Origin of the sequence: Gimesia sp. (assembly GCF_048262075.1) — a bacterium.
GTDB lineage: Bacteria > Planctomycetota > Planctomycetia > Planctomycetales > Planctomycetaceae > Gimesia.
Window position 1 is genome coordinate 300,318 of sequence record NZ_JBLXFK010000004.1, and the last position, 23,514, is coordinate 323,831.

At 51.4% G+C, this 23,514-nt stretch carries 16 protein-coding genes and 1 tRNA gene; 11 read left to right on the plus strand and 6 right to left on the minus strand.

Annotated elements, in window-relative coordinates:
• The first annotated feature begins 74 nt into the window (after positions 1–74).
• From ACN0YH_RS10900 to ACN0YH_RS10910, 3 genes are all read left to right on the plus strand, one after another.
• The gene (locus tag ACN0YH_RS10900; protein ID WP_417379604.1) at positions 75–1,292 is read left to right on the plus strand and encodes a hypothetical protein; all 1,218 of its coding nucleotides are present in this window, start codon (positions 75–77) and stop codon (positions 1,290–1,292) included.
• A 101-nt stretch (positions 1,293–1,393) separates the two neighbouring features.
• Entirely contained in the window at positions 1,394–1,921 is a 528-nt protein-coding gene (locus tag ACN0YH_RS10905; protein ID WP_417379605.1) for a peroxiredoxin, read from the plus strand.
• Positions 1,922–2,183: 262 nt separating this feature from the next.
• Entirely contained in the window at positions 2,184–3,224 is a 1,041-nt protein-coding gene (locus tag ACN0YH_RS10910; protein ID WP_417379606.1) for a ThuA domain-containing protein, read from the plus strand.
• On the opposite strand, the gene ACN0YH_RS10915 is transcribed toward ACN0YH_RS10910, so the two are convergent.
• Entirely contained in the window at positions 3,221–4,012 is a 792-nt protein-coding gene (locus ACN0YH_RS10915; protein ID WP_417379607.1) for a TerC family protein, read from the minus strand. The genes ACN0YH_RS10910 and ACN0YH_RS10915 overlap by 4 nt on opposite strands.
• A 127-nt stretch (positions 4,013–4,139) precedes the next feature.
• Entirely contained in the window at positions 4,140–4,592 is a 453-nt protein-coding gene (locus ACN0YH_RS10920) for a hypothetical protein (protein ID WP_417379608.1), read from the minus strand.
• A gap of 334 nt (positions 4,593–4,926) precedes the next feature.
• On the opposite strand from ACN0YH_RS10920, the gene ACN0YH_RS10925 reads away from it, so the two are divergent.
• The 4 genes from ACN0YH_RS10925 to ACN0YH_RS10940 all read left to right on the plus strand — a co-directional run bounded on the left by ACN0YH_RS10925 (position 4,927) and on the right by ACN0YH_RS10940 (position 15,248).
• Positions 4,927–7,902 carry a choice-of-anchor Q domain-containing protein gene (locus ACN0YH_RS10925; protein WP_417379609.1) on the plus strand — a complete coding sequence of 992 codons (2,976 nt, stop codon included), beginning with the start codon at positions 4,927–4,929 and terminating at the stop codon, positions 7,900–7,902.
• A gap of 280 nt (positions 7,903–8,182) precedes the next feature.
• Positions 8,183–12,484 carry a choice-of-anchor Q domain-containing protein gene (locus ACN0YH_RS10930; protein ID WP_417379610.1) on the plus strand — a complete coding sequence of 1,434 codons (4,302 nt, stop codon included), beginning with the start codon at positions 8,183–8,185 and terminating at the stop codon, positions 12,482–12,484.
• 210 nt (positions 12,485–12,694) lie between these two features.
• The gene (locus ACN0YH_RS10935; RefSeq protein WP_417379611.1) at positions 12,695–13,687 is read left to right on the plus strand and encodes a hypothetical protein; all 993 of its coding nucleotides are present in this window, start codon (positions 12,695–12,697) and stop codon (positions 13,685–13,687) included.
• Positions 13,688–13,706: 19 nt separating this feature from the next.
• Complete coding sequence (locus tag ACN0YH_RS10940; protein ID WP_417379612.1) at positions 13,707–15,248, plus strand: sulfatase; 1,542 nt, start codon at positions 13,707–13,709, stop codon at positions 15,246–15,248.
• Positions 15,249–15,275: 27 nt separating this feature from the next.
• Here ACN0YH_RS10940 and ACN0YH_RS10945 read toward each other — a convergent pair whose 3' ends face one another.
• Positions 15,276–17,117, minus strand: a complete 1,842-nt coding sequence (locus ACN0YH_RS10945; RefSeq protein ID WP_417379613.1) for a M48 family metallopeptidase — start codon at positions 17,115–17,117, stop codon at positions 15,276–15,278.
• Positions 17,118–17,596: 479 nt separating this feature from the next.
• Here ACN0YH_RS10945 and ACN0YH_RS10950 point away from each other — a divergent pair, with 479 nt between their 5' ends.
• On the plus strand, positions 17,597–17,860 hold the full coding sequence (locus tag ACN0YH_RS10950; RefSeq protein ID WP_417379614.1) for a hypothetical protein: 264 nt from the start codon (positions 17,597–17,599) through the stop codon (positions 17,858–17,860).
• Between the two features lie 231 nt (positions 17,861–18,091).
• On the opposite strand, the gene ACN0YH_RS10955 is transcribed toward ACN0YH_RS10950, so the two are convergent.
• Positions 18,092–18,165: transfer RNA gene (locus ACN0YH_RS10955), tRNA-Met, on the minus strand.
• A 311-nt stretch (positions 18,166–18,476) separates the two neighbouring features.
• A complete protein-coding gene (locus ACN0YH_RS10960) occupies positions 18,477–19,952 on the minus strand; it encodes a sulfatase (RefSeq protein WP_154901450.1) in 1,476 nt (491 codons plus the stop codon).
• A gap of 281 nt (positions 19,953–20,233) precedes the next feature.
• On the opposite strand from ACN0YH_RS10960, the gene ACN0YH_RS10965 reads away from it, so the two are divergent.
• Genes ACN0YH_RS10965 through ACN0YH_RS10975 form a run of 3 tightly spaced genes read left to right on the plus strand, consistent with a single transcriptional unit; the run spans position 20,234 to position 22,308 of the window.
• A complete protein-coding gene (locus ACN0YH_RS10965) occupies positions 20,234–20,935 on the plus strand; it encodes a 3-keto-disaccharide hydrolase (RefSeq protein ID WP_197994256.1) in 702 nt (233 codons plus the stop codon).
• 26 nt (positions 20,936–20,961) lie between these two features.
• Positions 20,962–21,939, plus strand: coding sequence for a DUF58 domain-containing protein (locus ACN0YH_RS10970; RefSeq protein WP_417379615.1), 978 nt, complete (start codon positions 20,962–20,964; stop codon positions 21,937–21,939).
• 12 nt (positions 21,940–21,951) lie between these two features.
• Positions 21,952–22,308, plus strand: a complete 357-nt coding sequence (locus tag ACN0YH_RS10975) for a hypothetical protein (protein WP_417379616.1) — start codon at positions 21,952–21,954, stop codon at positions 22,306–22,308.
• 27 nt (positions 22,309–22,335) lie between these two features.
• On the opposite strand, the gene ACN0YH_RS10980 is transcribed toward ACN0YH_RS10975, so the two are convergent.
• On the minus strand, positions 22,336–23,457 hold the full coding sequence (locus ACN0YH_RS10980) for a hypothetical protein (RefSeq protein ID WP_417379617.1): 1,122 nt from the start codon (positions 23,455–23,457) through the stop codon (positions 22,336–22,338).
• Positions 23,458–23,514: the final 57 nt, after the last annotated feature.

Here is a 23,514-nt window from a genome sequence, read left to right on the forward strand (position 1 = left end):
CGGCGGATGTCTCATGCATGAAGACGAGACGCAAAACTAATTGAAAATCCCCTTTTCAAAGGAAGATGAACACCATGCAGTGGAATTTACAACAACTCTTGAAAGCAACCGCATACTGCCTGACCGCAGCCTGCCTGATGCTCGGAAGTTCTTACCTGGTCGCCGATGAAAAAGGTGACAAAAAAGGCGATGAGAAAAAAGAAGTCAAGAAGGAAGAACCCAAAAAAGAAGCTCCTAAAAAAGAGGAGCCCAAGAAAGAAGAACCTAAAAAAGAGACCAAGCCTGCTCCTAAAAAGGAAGAGCCTAAAAAAGAAGAACCCAAGAAGGAAGAACCTAAAAAGCCTGCTGTCACTGTAAAAACTCTGGTGACCAACCTCGAAAGCCCCAGCGGTATCGCCATCCAGGAAGGTACAGGGCACGTCTTTGTTGCCAGCCGCTATGGTGTTTACCGCTATGACGCCAAAGGTAAAACCGTCGATCTTGAAATCGCCGGGTACCCGACCGACGTCTACGGCAAAGGTCCCAAATATAACATCGGACCTTTGGGTCTGGCCTTCATGAATAAAGATCATCTCGTCGTGGGTGATGGCAGCCGCCCCGATGCAGAGGAACTGGTTCGCATCTACAAAGTCGGCGACAAGCCTCTGGAAAAGTGGGTCAAAGAAGACACTGCCGTTCAGACTCTGGGTCCCATCAAAGCCGGCGACAAATCTGCCAAAGGCGAAGGTAACTTCTACGGCGTTGCCGTGGGGGACGGAGCAATTTTTATCACCTGTAATGGTGACGATACCAAAGGCTGGGTTGCCAAGTCTGTGATCAAAGACGGTAAAGCCGGTCCACTGGAACCCAGCATCGCTACCAAAGAAGCAACCAATGTCGATGCTCCAGTTGCCATCACATTCTCTCTGGATGGAAAAGAACTGGTCATCGGCCAGATGGGTGAAGTCAATGTCGCCGACGATAGCCTGTTGACATTCTACGATCCCAAAACAGGCAAACTCACCAAAAGCCTGAAAACCGGACTGAACGACATCGCTGGTCTGGCATACAGCCCTAAAACCAAGAAGCTGTACGCCACTGATTTCTCCTGGGTCGACGCCACCAAAGGTGGTCTGTTCGAACTGAAAATCGAAGGCGATAAAGTGACCGCTGAAAAAGTGATCTCACTCGACAAACCAGCTGCCATTGCTTTTGACAAAGAAGGCAACCTGTATTTGACCGTCTTTGGAACTCAGGGGAAAGATGCTGAAAAATCTCCCGGTTCACTGGCAGTCATCAAGGCTGGTCTCTAAAACGGACGCTCACAATGCGGGTTGCTTCGAACTTCGATCAGCCCGCACGCTGTTGGAAACAATATTTCTATCACCTATATTTTGAAGGTAAGTAAAGACTAATGACAGTTCAAGTTATGCAACCCGCTCCTGATTTTGCACTGCAGGGTTACGATCGCGCCTCTGATTCATTCAAGGACTACAAACTGGAAGACTTCAAAGGTAAATGGGTTTGCCTGTTCTTCTATCCCCTGGACTTCACGTTCGTCTGTCCTACAGAGTTGGTCGCATTCAATGATTCTCTCGGCGAATTCGAATCACGTAACTGCCAGGTTCTGACTGCCAGCACCGACAGCAAGTACTCCCACAAAGGCTGGTGCGACGCTGATCCTCAACTGGCTGATCTGAAATACCCCATGCTGGCTGATGGCACTCATAAGCTCTCCGTCGATTATGGCGTGCTGAAAGAAGAAGCCGGCATCGCACTGCGTGGTATCTTCCTGATCGACCCCGAAGGTGTCTGCCAGTGGCTGGCCATTCACGGTCTGAGCGTCGGACGAAACGTACAAGAAGTACTGCGTGTTCTTGATGCACTCCAGACAGGCGAAAACGTTCCCTGTAACTGGAAAAAAGGCGATAAGACTCTCTAAGCCGTCTTGCATTCGTCAAACGAATTTTAAGCAGGAGATTCCCATCAGGGGCTCCTGCTTTTTTTATGGCCTGCCTCTAGAATTGATGAGATCTGTTTCGCGATTTCATCATTCCCGGCTTGCGGTAAGTCGATGAATTCCAACAGTTTGAATGTAAACTCGCATTTCATCACTTCGTTTTTACGTGACTTCCGGCCCGGCTGCTGCTACCTTAAAATGATCAAACCTTGATTCACATCCGACACAACCGAGGAGAAACCCGTTGAAGTGCTCAGCTTTTTTTGTCCGATTTTCGTTACTCTGTTTACTCATCTGCTGCTCGGTCTCCTGCCTGGCTTCCAACCAGGCTGATCAGAAGGAACAGCAGTCCCAGAGCCAGGATCAGCAAGACAAACTCTCGGTCCTGCTCATTGACGGACAGAACAATCATCAATGGCAACAAACAACGCCGCTCCTCAAAAAAATCCTCGAAAATTCGGGCCGCTTCACTGTCGAAGTCTCCACGACCCCTGAAGGCATCCCCCGCAAGCCGCGCGTACCGACCGGAAAAGATCAGGAAAAATACGATGTCGAGCAACTCAAACGCTGGGAAGAAACGGTGGCCCGCATCAAACGGGAAGCACCCGAACAATGGAAAACGTGGCGGCCTGACTTCAGCAAATACGATGTCATCGTCAGCAATTACAACGGAGAAAGCTGGCCCGAAGAAGTGAAGCAGTCGTTCGAAAAATATGTCAGCGGGGGAGGCAGCTTCGTTGTCGTGCACGCTGCCGACAACGCATTCCCCGACTGGCCCGCTTACAACGAAATGATCGCCGTCGGTGGCTGGGGAGGCCGCGATGAAAACTCCGGCCCCATGCTCCGTCTTCGCGAAGGAGAGTGGGTCGAAGATACCTCCGCCGGCCGTGGAGGAACACACGGCACACGGATTCCCGTTGTCGTCAAAGTCCGACAGCCCGAGCATCCTATCGTAAAAGGACTTCCCCAGGAGTGGATGCATCCCGCTGATGAAGTTTACGGCAAACTCAGAGGCCCTGCCAAAAATGTCAACATCCTGGCAACCGCTTATTCCGAACCCGATCAGCGGGGCACCGGCGAACATGAACCGATTATGATGACCATCGATTACGACAAAGGTCGCGTGTTTCATACCACACTGGGGCATGACGTCACAGCTTTGCAGGGAACCGGTTTCCAGATCACGCTCCAGCGGGGCACCGAATGGGCGGCGACAGGTGAAGTCACACAGCCGGTCCCCAAAGTTAAATGGAACGATCATGAACCAACCGTGCAGAAACCTTAACTAGACGGTAAGTTCTCAGGCGAGAGCGACATCGCATCGCTCTCGCTCAGAGGTTTATGCAGTTGTACGGGTTTGGCCTGGTTCTTTCGCATTCGCAGGTTAAGCATTTCGACCGAAACAGAAAACGCCATCGCAAAATAGATATATCCTTTGGGCACATGCACGCCGAACCCTTCCACCATCAGCGTCACGCCGACCATAATCAGAAATGACAGCGCCAGAATTTTTATCGTCGGATGGTCGTCCACAAAATCGCCGATCGGCTTCGCCGCAAACAGCATCACGACAACGGAGAGGATGATCGCGACCGCCATCAGTGATACATGGTCCGACAGCCCGACCGCAGTAATCACCGAATCCAGCGAAAACACGATGTCCAGCACACCAATCTGCACCAGTATCGATCCAAAACTGGCCTGCACAGCGGTCGAAGCCGACTCTTCATGCGAACCACCTTCCAGGCTGTTATGAATTTCATGCGTCGCTTTCGCCAGCAGAAACAGGCCGCCTCCTACCAGAATCAGATCCCGTCCAGAGAAATCCCACTCGAACAGCGAGAACCAGGGCTCCGTCAGCCCCATCACCCACGAGATCGAAAACAGCAGAACCAGACGCGCCACCATCGCCAGCCCCAACCCCAGCGAACGGGCCAGATCCCTTTCTTTTTCCGGCAGTCTACCCACGAGAATGGAGATGAAAATGATGTTGTCGATACCCAAGACGATCTCCAGCGACGCCAGGGTCGCCAACGCAATCCAGGCTTCCGGGCTGGCCATCCATTCAAACATTCTCACTCCAATCGGTAAAGGTGAAATTCAAAACGTACCGGATTATACACATCCGCTCGAATCTGAAAAGCAGGAGAACGTCTGGTATGACAGTTTGGCTGACTGAAATTTCAAATATTCGCATAGATTACCTGAAAAATCGTAACACCGGCTGACTCATGCTCCCGGTTCCTGCTCCAGAACCACTGAATAAAAACGGTTCGATAAATATATCTTGACGCGCCGTCGCGATTCTCGAAACTGCGCTGAACTGTGTCGCGCGCGTGACCAGTTCTACGAGCACTGGATCATTCCGCACCTGGCCGGCAGAGCACCATAAAAGTCCCCCTGTTAAGTACCCTTGAATCAGCCAACGCTGCCACCTGTTCCCGATAAGCAGTTCAAATTCCTGCGGATCGACGCAGTTCACTCCGCCGTCGTTACTCAGTGGTGCAGTTTCAGCCAGTATCACACCGGTATCACGACTTATCGCCTTGACTGGTGAACGCCGTTCGCGAGGATCTTCAATTCGTAAACATCGCCAGGCAGAACTTCCGCTCAGACAGCCCTCAACCAGAAACCGCAAAGCACCGATCTGCATCAAAGTCACCTCCTTGAATTGCGATTACCAACTGCGCCAGACCAATCTGAACAACAGGCGGGGCCGCCGCAGCATATACAGTAGATTCTACCCGAAAGTCAGGGCAGACCCTCAGATAAACACTGACCAGCAGTGATGTGAGCAGTAAAACCCTTGTTTTCAAGGGATTTCTAATGAAATGTGTGAGATGAATGTGGACATAAATCACCATGAATCCAGGGCAAGTTTCTTCAAGTATTCTTTGTATCTACTTCAGATTACAGTAGTATACATCTTCTTAGACTGAAGGTGTCCAAATGTTACGACAGCGCGATTCACAACCGGATAATCCCCCATGTTCCCATTCCACTGGTTAACCACTCTCCAGCAGCAATACCGTAGCCGTTTCAGACAGAGCGCGCGGATCAGACAACACCGGAATCGACACGCCCGCACCCCCTGCATCGCGCGCGCCACTCCCCGCCATGCGGTCGAGTCACTGGAAGACCGTATGCTGCTGACCGCGTTCACGGTAGTCAACACCAGCGACTCAGGCGAAGGCAGTCTCCGCGCTGCTATAGAACAGGCCAACGCGAGCGAAGGAGCAGATACGATCTCGTTCGATGCCGCGCTCGCCGGGCAGACGATCCTGTTGAATAATCAATTGCGCATCAGGGATGACCTGACGATTATCGGCCTGGGTGCCGATCAACTGACAATCGACGCTAATCACAATAGTCGCATTTTCGATGTCTATGATGGTGACAAAAATACAACGATCACTGTCGCAATTAGAGGACTCACACTCACGAATGGATTCGCTGAACAAGGAGCCGCCATTCTGAACTACGAAACGCTTTCGCTGTCCGACAGCATCGTTTCAGAGAATGCAGCAACCAGTGTTGGCGGCGGGATTTATCACGCGGGTACCGTGTTGACGATCACAGACAGTGTGTTCGCAGAAAATACAGCAGCCTATGGCGGCGGGATTTATAATGCCACACAGGATTTGATCATTTCGGGGAGCACATTCTTTCGCAACACTGCGACTCAAAAAGGAGGGGGAATCTATACCCTGCAGGGAGTCTCCCGGTATGCAGCTCATCTTCCACAAACAGTGCTTTATTATTCTGCTATCCGCTCATTAGATTACCAGTATAATCTGGTCACCATTACTGATACCACTTTCATTGAGAATTCAGCAACTCAGGGCGGTGCTTTATACAGTTCTTATACCAATCGCCCTGTCTACTATCTGGGCTGGTGTGGTAACACTTCCATTAGCGCCTCAGTGTTAAGCCAGGCTTACCAAAGTGTCAATACTGATCGTTCCCATTCGGAATTCACGATTGCTAACAGCACCTTTACAGGAAATACAGCAGTTGATGGAGGTGGGATTTATAATGACCACGGTAATATCACAATCACTGACAGTAAGATCTCTGCCAATACGGCTTCAAATGGGGCCGGTGTTTATCAACGCTATAGTGTGATCACGATTTACAACAGCAGTATTTCTGAGAATGTGGCACAACAGGCTGGTGGCGGGATTCTGGTTCGCGCTGGATTGACGGTCGAGAACTCTTCAATCACAAATAATAAAGCCGGGTACGGTGCTGGTATTTACTCTAGCGGAAACCTGAAAATTAACGGGAGTACACTCGCGCATAATTCAGCGTCATATTATGGTGGGGGCATCTATGATTATTATAGTAACCTGCGTCTCTCAAACAGTACCATTTCCAATAATCATGCTGGGATCAAAGGAGGAGGATTTTATTACGCTACGGATTCTGATTTCTTTGTTCCAGGTCCTTCGATTTCAGTGGATCCAATTATTGCAGTGGAACTATTTGCTGATACAAGCCCCATTCTTACTGAACCAGCTAATGACACCACGCTTTCGCAGGATCCTGAGACAACTGATAACTTACTAACATCAGATCTATCATTGAGTATGGTGGATTTAACAGCTCTGGCAATTCTCCCTGATCAAAACGACGATTATTGTTTGCTACCAGCATCTATTTTTTCTGTATCTAATTTAAGTTTATTGTATACTTTTTCCATTACAAATTGTACTGTTACCGGGAATTCGGCTGGTCAGTCAGGCGGCGGTGTCTGGTTCGATGCTGCCAGTATATATCTCACGCCCAAACTCAATAACAACATCATTGCAGGAAATGTGGCTGCTGCTTCTCCTCAGATCAAAGGCGATTATTCAGGTGGTTTTAACATCATTCAGGACAGTATTGAAGGTCTGCTTGATCCGGTGTTAAGAGACAACGGCGGTCCGACCAGAACGCACGCCTTACTGCCAGGTAGCGCGGCCATCGATGCAGGCAGTAATCAGGCAGCCTCAGAGGCAGGCCTCACCACAGACCAGCGCGGCGAGGGATCGCAACGGATTAAAGAGGGAACCGTTGATATCGGGGCGTTCGAAGTGCAGGCCCCCTTCACCCAGGTTGATTTCCGGTTTGCTAATTCAAACTCACGCAAACTCAACAATGGCGAGAAGGGACAACTGCCCGAAAACCGGGTCTGGCTGGACGAAGCAGGAAATTACTGGGTCGAAATCTGGCTCCATACGCCCGCTTCCACCACTCCAGGAATTCAGTCTGCCAGCTTTGATTTGAATTACAATACCGTAGCCGCGACCGCTGTCAGTATTGAGTATGGCGCTGCCTTCGCTCAAAATCAGTCAGGAACCATCAATCAGAATACCGGGACGATAGAAAATCTCTCGGCAGAAACATCTCGTACCGACGTCGGCGACGATCAGTATACGCTGTTTGCCCGCATTCAGTTTCAGGCGAACATTACAGAATCGACAGACGGCGAACGGGGCCGTCATCACCGGACATCAGCAGCAAATCCGGAAATCAAAGTCAATCAACTCGACATCCGCCTGACGGGGGACGCTGCCAGCGAAGCGATTGTGAATCCATCACCAGGCGATCCGGTCTGGGTCAATCCGGAACCTGCCAGCGACATTCCGGCCTTCAACGATCTGGTACAGGGCAACCTGCAATTCGACTACTATGTGCAGCCAGATGATATGCTCGCCGCTGCAATTCTTCCCTCGAACCATGAATTCGCTTATAGCAGCCAACTGACACTGATTGACCTGCCCGGCAGCCCGGTCAGAGTTCAGGATGAGTCGGGAGCTGAGATTATCAGCGAACGGGATCCCCTGGTTGGAAACAGACACGAAACAGAAGAGGATCTCCCGAAAAACACAACGTCCGGCGATCACGATTTCTCTGCTGCTGACGCCTTCGATCAGTTTTTCATGGAATTTCCCGCAGAATCAGTATTAACGTCGTTTTAGTGTTCTTTTGAAATCTTCTTTTGATGAAACTAGTGCTAAGACAGAATAAATACGTTTGTATCCTCTTTGGTCTCTGGTAGTATACGACCTACTCGACACAAAATACTCAATTGTCCTCAATTCAATTCAGATCTCTAATTTTTAACTCACCACACACTACTCATTCCAGTCAGTCGTGATGACACGACAGCTAATCGGAACCGAGTCCCCGCAATACAATCGGATTGTTCTCAATATGTTAATACAACAGTGGCTCACTGCGTTACAGAACCAGCTCCGTATGCGCTCGACTCTCCCTCGACGTGGACGTCATTCCCGGAATCAACGGCTGAAAACCCCGTCCGCCCAGGCTCTGGTTTCCCGCAATGTCATCGAGACGCTGGAAGATCGCACACAGCTGACCGCGCTCACGGTTTTGAATACGGACGATTCCGGCGCGGGCAGTTTGCGAGCCGCCGTTGAAGCAGCCAATACGAACGCCGGCGCAGATACGATCTCGTTCGATGCTGCGCTCGCTGGGCAGACGATTGTGCTGACCAGTGAATTGCTGATTTCGGATCACCTGACGATTACCGGCCTGGGGGCGAATCTACTCACACTGGATGGCGACAACAACAGTCGAATTTTTAGTATTGATGATGATTCCAGTTCTTCAACAATCACGGTAGAGATCAGTGGTCTGACGTTAACAAACGGGAATTCCAATACCGTTGATACTGAATTGGCAGACAATGGTGGTGCCATTTTCAGCACCGAAAATCTGACGATTGAGAATTGCATCTTCACAGGCAATACTGCCGGATCGGGTGGGGCTATCTATGATGATGCCAGTTCTTTAACGGTACGAGGCAGTCAGTTTATCGGGAATACGGCAGAAGAAAGTGATGGAGGGGCCATCTATCACAGGGAAACGTTCCCTTACCCGGAAGACGGTGAACTGGTTTTGATAGAAAACTCTCAGTTCACTGGCAATCATGCCCGACTCGGGGGAGGGGCTGTTCTATTGCGCGATGGTATTTATATCGTCAATGGCAGTACCTTCATTGAAAATACGGCAGAGTTTCCCGGCGGTGCCATTTCGAATGTTTTCGGTGACCTGACTGTGAATGACAGCAGTTTTATTGAGAATCATACTGATTTCAGCGGTGGGGCGATTAATAACAGTGGTATGCTCTTCGTTTCCGGATCGACTTTTGACAGAAATACAGCCGATGTCAATGGCGGTGGGATCTACAGCCAGGGGTCTAAGAGTGTCACAATCTATAACAGTACATTCTCCGGAAACAGCAGCGTATTCAATGGAGGGGGGATTTTTGCACTCGGCAGCAAGCCCGTGACTGTCATTAACAGCACAATCGTTAATAATGTGGCTACCGGAAGTAATATCAGCAAAGGAGGCGGAATCTATCTGTTTAGCACCGCGCCTACAACGATTTCCAATACGATCATCGCTGGGAATGACGCTGACTCAGGTCACCAGGTTGACGGCGATTTCACCGGCACTGCCAACATTATCCAGGAGAGCATCACTGGTCTACTGGACCCGGAATTGAAAGACAATGGGGGGCTGACAAAAACGTATGCCCTGCTGTCTGACAGCGCCGCGATCAACGCCGGCCAGAATTCCGCAGCCACCAGCGCGGGGCTGACGACAGATCAGCGGGGAACCGGTTTCCCAAGAATATTTGATGGTATAGTTGACATCGGTGCTTTCGAATTGCAGTCCTTACATTTTCTCGTCGACTCAGCCACGGATACCGATGACGGCGACTATAGCGCCGGCAACTTGTCGTTGCGGGAAGCCATCAAGCTGTCGAATGAATCAGACACTACGGATACTATTACCTTTGATGCCAGTCTGTTTGATCAGACGCTGATTTTGTTTAATGAGCTCGTAATTACCGATGACGTGACCATTATCGGTTTAGGGGCAGATCAGCTCACGCTGGATGGGGATGGGAACAGTCGGATTTTTAATATCGATGATGGCAATTCTGAAACGCGGATTACGGTTGAAATTAGCGGCCTGACCCTGAGCAATGGATCTGCAGAAAAGGGAGGCGCGATTTACAACCTGGAATCTCTGTCTATATTGAATGCGACATTGAGCGGGAATTCAGCCGAAAGAGACGGAGCAGGTATCTATTCCAGTGCAGGACTTCTGACTGTAAAAAATTCACGCTTTCAAGAGAATGGAATCGGTGATGGATACCTGGTGTATTATGGTGGTGCCATCTATCAGGATGAAGGCATTCTGACGGTAATCGATTCGGAGTTTATTGGGAATGAGTCCATTATTGCGGGAGGGGCCATCTATACTGACCGGGCAACTGGTGTTTCGATTACCGGTTCAACATTCCAGTTAAATCTTTCGAATTCAGGTGGGGCACTGTACCTTCAGGATGGTCCTCTGACTGTAAGTCAATGTGATTTTATGGAGAACGAAGCGCTCTCTACCAATGGTGGTGCCATTTTCTGTTTCGGTACTTCATTTGAGCCCGCGGATGATCTGCTACTCATTGAGAACAGCCAGTTCACGCAGAATGATGCGAGTTCTTCAGGTGGTGCGATTCAGATCATACTCTGCAATCTGACCGTGACTGCAAGTACCTTCACTGAGAATCGCGCAGATAGTTCCGGGGGGGCCATTGCTCAGAGCTATGGAAACTTATCAGTATTCGACAGCTCATTTTACGAGAATCGTGTGTATCAATCAGGAGGAGCGATTTCATTCAAAGGGCAACTTTCCAGTGAGGACACGCTCTTAGTTTCCGGCTCCACGTTTGCTGAAAATAAGTCGTATGGAAATGCGGGCGCGATTTCTGCCCAAAGTGCAAATACGGTTAAAATCTATAACAGCACCGTGTCCGGAAATAAAAGTGAATCGGATGGAGGGGGGATTTATCTGATTGGTGGCGATAATTTCACGATCACGAATTGTACGATCGTGGGAAATACAGCAAAAAACTATACAGGCGGAGGCATTTTTGTCATCCAGACGTATCTCTCATTTTCGATTACCAATTCCATTGTTTCAGGTAATACAGCCGGCTTCACTTCTTATTCTCAAATCCGTGGCAGGTATACCGGGCTAAATAATTTGATTGGGTCTACTGTTTCATTGCTGTTAGACCCGGTCTTGCGTGACAACGGAGGGCCGACCAAAACCCATGCATTGATCGCCGGGAGCTCAGCCATTAATGCGGGTGATAATACCAGGGTCATTGATGCAGGGCTCGAATTCGATCAACGTGGGATTGGCTTTGATCGCATTGTGGGAACCGCCGTTGATATCGGTGCATATGAAGTTGACGCTTTTTACGCTCAATTTGATTTGCGTATCGTGGGAGGTGAAACGCCGACCTCCGCAACTGGAGAGGCGGAAGAACTCCCTACCAGCCTCTTGTGGATTGATGAGTGGGGGAGCTACTGGCTGGAAATCTGGATCAGCACTCCTTCCACCACTGACAGGGGGATTCTGTCAGCGGCACTGCAGTTGTCCTACCATACTTCCATCACGACTGCCACCGGTATTGAATATGGGAAGGCGTTTTCGAACAACCAGACAGGAACCATCAATGATCAGACAGGAACGGTCGAAAATCTGTCTGCAGAGAGCAGTCTGACCGACGCAGGGGATGACCAGTACGTTCTATTTGCCCGGATCAGGTTTGAGTCCACGGAGCAAGATGGCATTGATCTGGATCTGGAAGGAAAAAGCCTGAGCCCACAGCGCCCCGACTTTGAAATAGTTCAGTCGGAGATCATTTTCAGTGATGGCAGTGATAGCAGCGAAGTTTATGGCACGGAGCCGTATACTAAAATCTGTGCGAACCCCTTTGACCTGAATGACGACGACGTCATTAACCACCGCGATCTGATCCATTGGATTGGCGTCTACGGTGTGACTCCCAGCGAGTCGAGTTCTGACTATGCCTGGTTCGCCGATTATGACCAGAACGATCGGGTTAATTATCGAGATTTGATTCAACTGATCGGTAATTACGGCAAGAGTAAAACCAATGCCAGACCAGTTAATTATTCAGCGTTTTTCCCTTATGCCTGGAACCAGTTACTGACGGTCGAGTCTCAACAGTCGCCACCGTCAAAAGCGGAGTCAGTGACGCAGACCGCTGCAGAGGCAGTACTGGAATCCGTCGTCGAACAGGTCAGCCCGCAGTTGGATTCTGAACAGCAGCAAATCCTGTCAGAAGTGGATATTAAAGTTGTCGATTTGGCAGCAGGCACGCTGGGCCGCGCTGTTCCCGGCACGATTTATATCGACGTCAACGCCGCCGGGTATGGCTGGTTTGTGGATGCGACCCCCACGGACAACAGCGAATATTCAACTTCCAGTGAACTCTCGTTGATCGCATTACCCGACAGCGAAGCCGCCGGACACGTCGACCTCTGGACCGTCATCCTGCACGAACTGGGGCACCTGCTGGGCTACGAACACGCGGATGATGGCGTCATGCAGGAGAGTCTGGCTACCGGCGAACGACGTCTGGCGGATTGGGAATCCGAGACGGATGCGTTCTTCGGTACTTTGACGGATGATGCAGAACTGAGCGTCTTCTAGAGCGCATCACATTTAAGTATGGCGTTTCGCAAACTAATATACTCGGGCCAAACAGCCCTGGAGACGCTACAGTAAAACTGGACACAGTCTAAATCAGATCTCCGTTGAAACGGACACCAGTTTTGTGGAATGAATCGCTTACCGGTCGCGTTTGCGTTAGAATCGGGTTTCGCTTTTGACCGTCCATTCATTCTCAGGAGTTCGAAATCCATGCAGATACGGAACAGCGCTCAATCCGTTCGTCGAAACTTTTTCGCACTGTCATCCCGCCTCTGGCTAACATTGCTGATTTCTTTGTGTTGTCTTTCAGGGACAGTCGCCATTTATGCTGGCGACAACGTTTCAATCCACCATTCGTTTCTGGGAGTAGGCAAGGCGAATCGGGCAGTCATCATTGGTGAAGATGGTGACGTGGAATGGAAATTCGACATGCCCGCCAGTGACGGATGGGTGCTCCCCAGCGGCAACGTATTGCTGGCCTTGTATGGGACGAAAGACTTTCCCCATGGCGGCGTCGTCGAAGTCGATCGGAAAACGAAGCAGATTGTGTTTCAGTACAAAGGCCGCCAGAAAGAAATCAGTACGGTACAACCTTTACCGGACGGCACATTCCTTGTTGCCGAACTCGGACCGCAGCCGCGCGCCATTGTCATCAATCGCCAGGGAGAGATCGTGAAGACGACACCCCTGCAATGCCAGACAGGCAACACGCATATGCAGACCCGTATGCTGCGCGTCCTGCCCAACGGCCATTACATCGCCCCGCATCTGCTCGATTTTGCTGTCAAAGAATATGACCCGGCAAGTGGCGAAGTCGTGAAAGTGATTGCCACCGACCAACGAGGCAGAGAAAAACGCGACTGGCCCTTCACCGCCATCCGCCTGAAGAACGGCAATACGTTGATTGCCTGCACGAACGGAAATCGCATCATCGAGACCGACCCTGAAGGCAAAATTGTCTGGAGTGTGACGAATGATGATTTAGGTGAAACGTTATTCGCCGACGCCTGCGGCGCGCAGAGATTACCCAACGGGAACACCGTGGTTGCCAGCTATCGCGCCAAAGGGGACCAGGTTAAGCTGTTCGAAATCACTCCGGACAAAAAAGTCGTCTGGCGTTATACAGGTATGAAATCCGGCTTTCACCATTTTCAGATCCTGACCACCAACGGCAAACCGATCAAAGAGAATACCTGGAAATAATCACAAAGGGATGTTGAATATGAATTCTCTGCGTCGCGTCCACTTCCTGTTTGTGCTTCTGTTAATGCTATCATTTAGCAGTGTCGCTGCCGCTGCAGACCGTCCCAATATCCTGCTGGTCCTCGTCGATGACTTGAAGCCCGCGCTCGGCTGTTACGGCGATCCGGTTGCCCGCACACCCAACATCGATTCCCTGGCGGCACGCGGGATGCGCTTTGATCTGGCCTATTGCAACCAGGCGGTTTGCGCACCGTCGCGGTTTACCCTGATGCTCGGCTCACACTCGACGTCGACCGGCTTATACGGGCTCGGCAGTCAGTTGCGGCAGATCGTTCCCGATGCGGTCACGTTGCCACAGTATTTCGCGCGACACGGCGGCTACCGGACCGAATCGCTGGGCAAAGTTTTTCACATCGGGCACGGCAACCACGGAGATCCAAAGTCTTTCAGCGTCCCACATTTCCACGACAAGGTGATCGAATATCTCGACCCCGTCAGTACCGAGGGCGGAAAACTCACGCGCGAAGAAGCCTACTTCACCAATCAGCAGCTTGACCGTATCAAATCACTGCCTCGCGGCGCTGCCTATGAATCGCCCGACGTGACCGATATCAAATATGCTGACGGACGTGTGGCCGCGGAAACCATGCAGAGGCTCAAAGCCGCCCAGCAACGCCGCAAGCAAGAGGGAACGCCGTTCTTCATCGTCGCCGGCTTCGCGCGACCGCATCTCCCTTTCAGCGCACCGCAGAAGTACTGGGACCTTTACGATCCGTCACAACTGCCGCTGCCCCAGTTTGAAGAACTCCCCGCGAACGCACCTCCGGTCGCCGGCAAGCGGGGCGGTGAGATCACCAATTACAGCCCTGTACCAGTCGAGCGGAACGCGCAGTTCAGCGAGGAACTCAAGCGAAAACTCATCCACGGCTACTACGCCAGTATGAGTTTCGTCGACACCCAGATCGGTAAAGTGCTCCACGAACTGGACCAGCTTAAACTGACTGACGAGACCATCGTCGTGTTGTGGGGCGATCACGGTTTTCATCTGGGTGACCTGGGCATCTGGACCAAGCACACCAACTACGAACAGGCCAACCGCATTCCGCTGCTCATCGTGGCTCCCGGAGTCACGCAGCCCGGTTCCTCCACGAAACAACTCGCTGAAAGCGTCGACCTGTTTCCCACCTTGGCCGAACTCGCCGGCCTCCCCGCACCCACAGTCCCACAACCCATGGACGGCGTCAGCCTGGTCCCCGTTCTGAAGAACCCGGCGGCTCGGGTCAGAGACCACGCCTATCATGCCTACCCCAAACAGCAGCTGGGCCGCGCCATCCGCACCGAACGTTTTCGTCTGGTCGAATGGCGACCCTACAACAACCCGACAGCACCCGCCGTCTACGAACTCTACGACTACCAGACCGACCCATTAGAAACCAGAAACCTGGCAGCCGAACACCCGGATGTCATCAAAACGCTAAAACAAAAACTGGCAAACTACCCCGAGCCCCGCCCGCGGAATCAGCGGCCTGTAAAGAAAAAAGCAGCATCCCGTAGTAAATAAACGGTATCGTTTTCCCGCATCGCAGGCTTACTCGTCATCGGTACCGCCAGATTGTTTGACGTGCTCCTGATATTCTTTCGCAGCCAGGTAGCGGGAGTAGTAACGCTCGACCACCTCGATCACTTTCTGCTGGTCCGAATCCTTAAACTTCTTGAGGTTAATCTTACTCGGAGTGCCCCCCGTGGAAGTGAAATTCAACCTCCCTTTGTCGTCCATCTGACACGACTGGATGTCGCTGAATTGCACGGGAGATTCCCAGGGATGGTGCTTGATGCCTGTGTGATCAATCGTCAGCAGGCCTTCCTCTCCTGTCAACTGTACTTCGGGAAACGCCTTCAGAACGATCGCCAGTTCGTAATCGGTCTCGGGCAGGAAACGATAGGGCAGCGTTTCCTCATGGTAGGCGCGGAATCGCTCTTCATATTCTTTCCACTGCTCATCTTCCAGTTGTTCTGCTCCATCGATTTTCTGAAACCACTGACCATCGCCTGGTTCGGACAGCATGACTTGCGAATCAGGCGATTCCAGGGAACAGCCAACGGCCTTCATTCTGTCTTCCAGAGAGGGGTGTGTGTCAAAAGGATGCGAGGTTCGCAGATGCGAGATGTCCGGAGTTGACATAAAGCTGCCAGCGTAGTTGTCAAAACCTTGCGCGATCTCCTGCGACACATTCGCATTTTCCAGAACCTCTTCTTTCTGGAAGATGTCCTGTTCGACTTTCACGCGGTAGTTCGAGTAGGCAATAATTTTCAGTAGCGCACCAGCCATGTCGCGCGGAGACGTCACTTCCGTGGCAATGCGATCCGCACGGAATTCGCGTGCACGGCTCAAACGCTTCAGAGAGACTTCGTACAAAGCTCGGAAGCAGTTCATGAAGTAGAAGACCGGCAGCGACACTCCCCCCTCGTAGAGCCCTTGCAGGTAATTGTCATAGCGGACCAGTAAAGGGGAAATCTTCTGCGAATACAGCGTATCATTGCCACTGAAGTGGGCCATTTCATGGGCCAGCACAGCGTCGGCTTCCCTGCCATTCAATTGTTTCAGTAGTGAGAGGCTGACAAACAGCGACCGGCCGTAGTAGTTCTTTTCTCCTACTGTCAGACTCTGCTCTGTGACGAAGAAGTTGTCGTCAATACCAGCGATGACCTGGTCTGGCATCTCGGTGTCGACTTTCGTGCAGATAGCACTTAGTTCCTGCCATAACGCCGGCGAAGCGTCCCGCTCGATCACGGTCCCTTCGACAACGGTTTCATTGTTGAGCTTCATGAACATCGACTTGATGACGACCGCGATTGCCATCAGCGCAAGGATGCCGACAATGACCATCAACTTGGGGACGTACCTCTCTAAAAAGAACGCGGTGATCCAGAAGGACAAGGCAAATAACAACACTCCCTGGATCAGCACCTGCGCGGCACCAAAGATGCGCAGCACATGCCAACTGACCGACAGGCTCACGTACTGGATCCACTGCGATCGAAGCGATGCCACGACGCAGAACGCGCTCAGCGCGATCACTACAATGCCGCCAATGATGGAAAAGAGCGAGAAGCGAATTGCCCAGCGAAACGTGGTATAGTCGAAGGCCGCCTGGGGACTCACCATGTCCTCATTTCCAGGAATGGTAATCAGCTGCGAAAAGGGAACATTGCTGAACAACTCTTCGGCATTGGCTCTCTGTTCTGCGGTAAGACTCTGATCGGCACGAATCTGCTGAAGAGCGGCATCACGGCCTTCTCTGTCGTAAGCCCCCTGAATGTAGATAAAGAGGATGAGAGAAATGGTAGGGATCAGAAAGATCAACAGAGCAGGCAGAAAAAATGTTTTGGCAAATCCGAGTCTGGAAAAGTCCTCATGCGGGTGACTCATCAGTGTGCTCCTATAGTGAATTTGTCGTCAACAGGATGAGCCGAAATTTCCCAGATGAAAGCTGCTTCAGCCTTACCGGCAGCAGGTTGACTGCAAGAGACTGCTAAGTGGCGTTTCGTTCAAAATCTAGAGCGCATCACATTTAACCGTAGCGCCTCCCGATCTATTATACTCGATCCAAATGGCCTTGGAGACGCTACAGTAAAACGGGACACAGTCTAGTGAACACATCCTAAACAACACTCGGAAATGATTCCAGTAAATTTCTGGTTAAATGGCTTTCATGCCCCTCTCGCTCCTGAATCTGGGGCTTCAATTTTCGAAGGGAATGATCATCAGTCTGATGTAAAAATACTGCCCTTAGACCAGCAGCACGCTCGTTGGTACAATCGGACATTAAGACATGTGACTGGTGTCATACTGGGGGGCACGTCAGACAGTCATTAATCGTTTCATCAGGATTTGCAAAGGAATACATTTTGGTCGACTCCGAAGCCACACCCGAACTGCCCTCGAATAAGGAACTTAAATTGGCCATGAAGGCGTTTCGCAAACGTCTCAAGCTGACTTGCCTGGATGATGAATCCGGAATGGGTTACGGTGCCACATCCTCGGGTCAACGATCAAGGGTTGTTGCCATTGAACCGCCAAACCAGTATTCCCAGGCCGTTTGGCAGGAACTGGCGAAACAAGGGAGACTGAAGCACGATGGCGGCGGGCTCTATTCACTCATTGATACTTAGTCGCGCCGAGGATGATTTACATCGAATTTCTAGAACGCATGACATTTAACCAGAGCGTCTCTCGATCAATGATACTCGCCCCAAATGGTCCTGGCGACGCTACAGTAAAACTGGACACAGTCTAAGCATTCCAACGGGGTCAAGGTGGGAGTCACGTCAGTCAACTGGAAAGGGAGAAATGCAAAAACCCCGAGAAAACTAGTGTTTCTCGGGGCTCTAGTGCATTAAAAGTGGCGGGGACAGGATTCGAACCTGCGACCTCGAGGTTATGAGCCTCGCGAGCTACCGGGCTGCTCCACCCCGCGCTATGGGTCCATAAATGGACTGATTAAGAGCAGTTTTAGATACAAATAACGCCTGTCTTAGACACTATTTAGATGTTTAAAAGCCCTAAATACAGTAAGCGAATGTCGTTACCGTACGGCAGCATTATAGACAGGTCCCTCGCTGGCGTCGAGTAACTTTGTCTAAATTCCCATAATTCCCTGCGAAGATTGTCGTATCAGCCGTTAATCTTTCGCTAATACGGATCACCAGTCGCCTGAGTGGCTCTCGTGCTATTATATTCGCTCTAAACGGACATTGAGATGCTCTGGTCAGCCTGGTTTTCGCCGCTTTACTCGTATTCCCATTTCAAAACCCAGGGATCTTTGGTTTTTTCCTGCCAGGCTTTCAGCTTCTCCTGCATTTTAGTCAGAGTCTCCTGATGTTCCGGCTCGAATGCCAGGTTCTTCGCTTCCCAGGGGTCGGCTTTGATATCGTACAACTCGTGCCGGGGTCGGTGCAGGTAGGAATAAACGGTCCGCTGTCCGTACATCTTATCACCCCGTTTCAATACGCCCTGCCAGGTGGGTGACCGATATAAATCGGAGGCGAACGGGTAGGGGAGTTCATGGGCAATGTTGAAGATGTATTTGTAGTTGCCGCTCAGAATCACCCGCATCGGGTAGTACATGGTGATTTCATGGAACGTGTGTGAGGCGTAACTTTCATCGAATTCGGGAGCATGCTCTTTGCCGAGGATCTCCAGGAATGAACGCCCGTGGAATGTGTAAGGCACCGGCTTGCCTTTGCCTTCCACGCGCTTGCCGTTGTTTACGACCGTTTGCAGTTTGGGAACTTTCTTCGGTGTGACATCGCAGTAATCCAGAATTGTCGGTGTCAGGTCAGCCCAGGTGACAAGGGCATCGGTGACGATTCCCTGATTTTTGACGGTCGGATCGCGGACGATCAACGGCAGATTCATGCCTGGCTGATACAGGTTCGTTTTGGCTCCGGGGAACGGGGGGCCATTATCGCTGAGGAACATCACCAGTGTGTCTTCCCAGTGACCGGTTTCTTTGAGTGTGTTGATCAGCGAAACGACGCCCTGGTCGAGACGCGAAATCGCCTGGTAGTATTCCGCCAGCTCTTCCTTGACTTCCTGATGATCAGGCAGCCAGGGCGGAACCTGGATCTGTTCGGGCTTGTATTTGACAGGCGTGACACCAGGGTAGCGATCGGGGTTGTCATTAAAATTGGCATAACCGTCGGGGCCGCCACCACGATGCGGGTCGTTGCTGCAGTAGTACAGAAAGAAGGGGCGGTCGTCGTCTTCGGTGATGAACTCTTTCGCGTTGGCGGCCATCACTGCGGAGTTGCGGTTCCCCTGGACGCCTTTATTGCGGTACTCCTGAAACTGGTAAACGTATTCGGGAGCGACGTGATACTTGCCGATCGAGCAAGTTCGGTAGCCGGCTTCTTCCAGAATAATGGGGAGTGACTTCACGGTCGCGTAGGTGCTGAAGTGGTTGTATGAATGAGCGTGGCCGTAATGTCCAGTGGCGTGATTATACAAGCCGGTCAAGATAACCGAACGGCTGGCCGAGCAACTGGCGGTCGTGCAGTGGGCGCGGGAGAAGCGGGTTCCCGATTCTGCGAGCATGTCGATGCCCGGCGTTTTGATGACTTTGTTTCCGTAGCAACCTGCCTGAAAGCCCTGGTCATCGACCACAATTACAATGACATTTTTTTGCTTCGCCGCAGCGGAGACGGATTCAACGGATACGAACAACAGCAGCAGGCTGAGGATTCCAAACAGACATCGATTCATGATGTGGCTTTCTCACTGGAGTAACAGGCGGGAATCAATTGCAGGAGAGTCGTAAAAATCTCAATCTCATTCTAATCGTCGCCGAGAGCAATCGCAAATCGACATCCGGGAAAGCAGGGGACTTTGCGGGAAACGGACGAAATCAGGGGGGACTGGCTTGAAGTGGCTTCAATTCCTTTCGATAATTAAGAAATTCCTCCCGAGTACCGTCCTTCCCGGAGCTGCCATTGGTATAGCGCGCGGGAAGATTTCAGACCGATATCAGAATGAAAGCAATGATTATGACTACCATGAAACGCGTCGCGACGATGCTGGCTGTTTTGCTGGCTGTTTCTGCACTCAATTTTGCAGCTGCCGAAGAAGAAAAACTCAATCAGCCCCCCGAAGGTTACAAAGCCTTGTTTAACGGCAAAGATCTGACTGGCTGGAAAGGTCTGGTTGGCAGTCCTAAAACCCGTGCAAAAATGAGCCCTGAAGAATTGGCCGAAGCACAGAAAAAAGCTGACGACGAAATGAAAGAACACTGGAACGTCGTGGATGGCGTGATTGTGTTCGACGGTAAAGGCAAGAGCCTGTGTACTGCCAAAGATTACGGCGACTTCGACATGCTGGTCGACTGGAAAATCAAAAAAGATGGCGACAGCGGCATCTACCTGCGTGGTTCACCACAGGTTCAGATCTGGGACCCCGCCGTAAAAGCGGCTAACGGCGTGGGATCAGGCGGACTCTACAATAATAAGAAGAACCCCGATAAACCCCTGGTCACCGCAGACAATCCTGTAGGCGAATGGAACACCTTCCGTATCAAAATGGTGGGGGAAAAAGTCAGCGTCTGGCTGAACGGAAAACTGGTCACCGACAACGTTACGCTGGAAAATTACTGGGAACGCGATAAGCCGATTTACGAGACCGGGCAGATCGAATTGCAGAATCACGGCAATACACTTTATTTCCGGAATGTGTTTATCAAAGAACTTGATTAGCGACATTCGTGTGAATACCGGCTAAAATGAAAGCACGGGGAGTCCGCTCCCGGTGCTTTCTGTTTTTTACCAACCCCCTGATTTCGAAATCTCACCCCATGCTTTCACACGATGCTCCACTGGATGACCCGACGGCACTGGCCCGGTTTGGCAAACTGGATGTGGTCACGCGCCTCGTGGTGGAAGGTTTTATGATGGGTCAGCATAAGAGTCCGTTCAAAGGGGCGAGCGTCGAATTTGTGGAGCATCGGCAATACTATCCGGGCGATGAAATCCGCCACATCGACTGGCGGGCTTATGGGAAGACCGGAAAATACTATGTCAAAGAGTTTGAAGAAGAGACGAACCTTCGCTGCTACCTGCTGCTCGACTGTTCGGGCAGTATGGCGTACGGCGGCAAGACGTTGAGTAAGATTGATTATGCACGTCAGCTCGCTGCAGCGCTCGGTTACCTGTTACTGCGTCAGCGGGACGCCGTCGGTCTGATTACCTTCGACAGTAAACGCCGCGAATATATTCAACCGTCCGCGAATCCTAAAAACTTCGGACAGATGCTGGATGTCCTCGATCAGACGCGACCGCGCAACGAAACTGCGATTTCGACCGTCCTGCGTGAAGTGCAGCCGCTCATCAAACGCCGCAGTCTGGTTGTGCTGATTTCGGATTGTTTCGACGAGCCCGCTGCGCTGACGACGACTCTCAAACAGTTGCGGCATGATCGGCATGAAGTGCTGCTGTTTCAGGTGGTAACACCGGAAGAAGAAGAGTTCCCGTTCAGCAAGCCAACTCAGTTTCGCAGTCTGGAGCGGCGCGGCGATAACAAGCTGGTCGATCCGCATCAGTTACGGGCCCGCTATCTGGAACAGTATCAGGAATTCTGTGCGACACTGGCCCGGCAGTGTGGATCAGTGAACGTGGATTACCTGAAATTTCGTACGACGGACGCGTATCATTTAGCCCTTGGTGCCTTTCTGAATCAACGCACACGCCCCGGACGAAAGTAATAGAGCGAACTCATGTCAGGTGAAAAAATTCCGATCAACCGGACTCTGGTAGGTATTATCTCTCTGGGCTGCCTGGGGATTGCCGCCTATCTGTTCTGGTTGGCCCCCCCCGATCAGTTCGCTCAGCAGGATGTAGCCACAGGTGCTTTTATGCGGGTAGGGCTCTTGATGTTTGCCCTCTGGCTGGCGCTGCCGACAAGAAACCGGGATGCCGCCTGGGCGAATGTTTCCCCGTGGGTCTTCGTGGTCATCATCATGGCGGTCGTGGGAGTTGCCGTCCGACCCAAAATCGTGGTGCCACTGCTGATCGTGATGGCCGTGTTCGGCTTTGTGCTCAGACCGCGCAACAAAAAACGCTCGCGGCGTTGACCGGAGCGTTCTTGCATAGGATTTTGTTTACTGTGGACTTTGTGCGCGGCTCACGGGTTGCACGTTGAGATTCCGGGGCAACGGTCGCGGGACCTGATTTCCGGTTTGCGAGATAACATCAATCGGCTTGGGTGGCACGAAGCGACTGGGTTCCGCTCCGTTTCGTGCAGCCGCGGCGGCTTCCCGCTGCCTGGCATCAATGTAGACGCGGGCAGCAACTTTCAGCAGTTGCGGACGGCGGACCGGCAGCACCCCTTCCAGTTGACCGGCAATCCGTTCGACCCAGCCGGGCTGACGTTCCATCGCCAGTGACATCATATGCATGAAGATTGAAACTTCTTTGAAGTTACGGTCCAGGATCGCATTACTCACAGGAGCCAGGATTTTGGCTGCCATCTCCACGGTCTGTGATGGAAACGAGACGTACATTGATACCTGATGCGAGATGGAATCGATCTTCTTATCTTCCCCAGGAAAATATTCGGTCTGCAGATGCAGCAGGGCTTTGGCCGAGATCGGCTTGGCCAGCAGTGGGCTTTTATAGACACCCGAACAGACTACGATGGTCTCTTTCGGTGTTTGAAGAATGACATCCAGTGTGCCCACGGTGCCATCGCCGGCATCGACTTCATAGGAATAAGGTCCGGTCTGCCACATCTGAAACTCAGACAGTTTCATCTCACGCCAGATACTCACGACCACATCGGGGTGAGCGATGAAAAAGGCGTACGCCGAATGATTGACGTCGAGATGAATTTTGGGCAGAACGCGAAACATGCTGAGATCTTTTAACACGTGTTCGGCATTCGTGCGATTTGCTTGCGTCATTTGATCCAGTGGAATCTGTGACAGGCATTCTTTTCTTGCAACACGGGAGGAACTACCTTTCGTAAGTAAGGTGATCAGTTCTGCTTCATCAGGAATGCGGATTTCCTGATCGACGTGCTGATGCTTCTGCTGGAATTCAGTCAGCTGCCGATCATTGTCTTTTAAAAGATATTGATCGGCAGCCGACTTCGTCAGGGCCGGGCTCTGGCCATCGCGTTCGTTGGATTGTGGTTGTTGTGCAGAAACAGAGGTGAGAGGAACCGTTACGCTACTTGTGACAGCGATCACCAGAATCGTCATTTTCTGAATGAATTTTGTCATGCTCATCTTCGTCATGTGAGAACCTGTTTCTTTCCGCGTTCGACTTGTGTTGTCTGA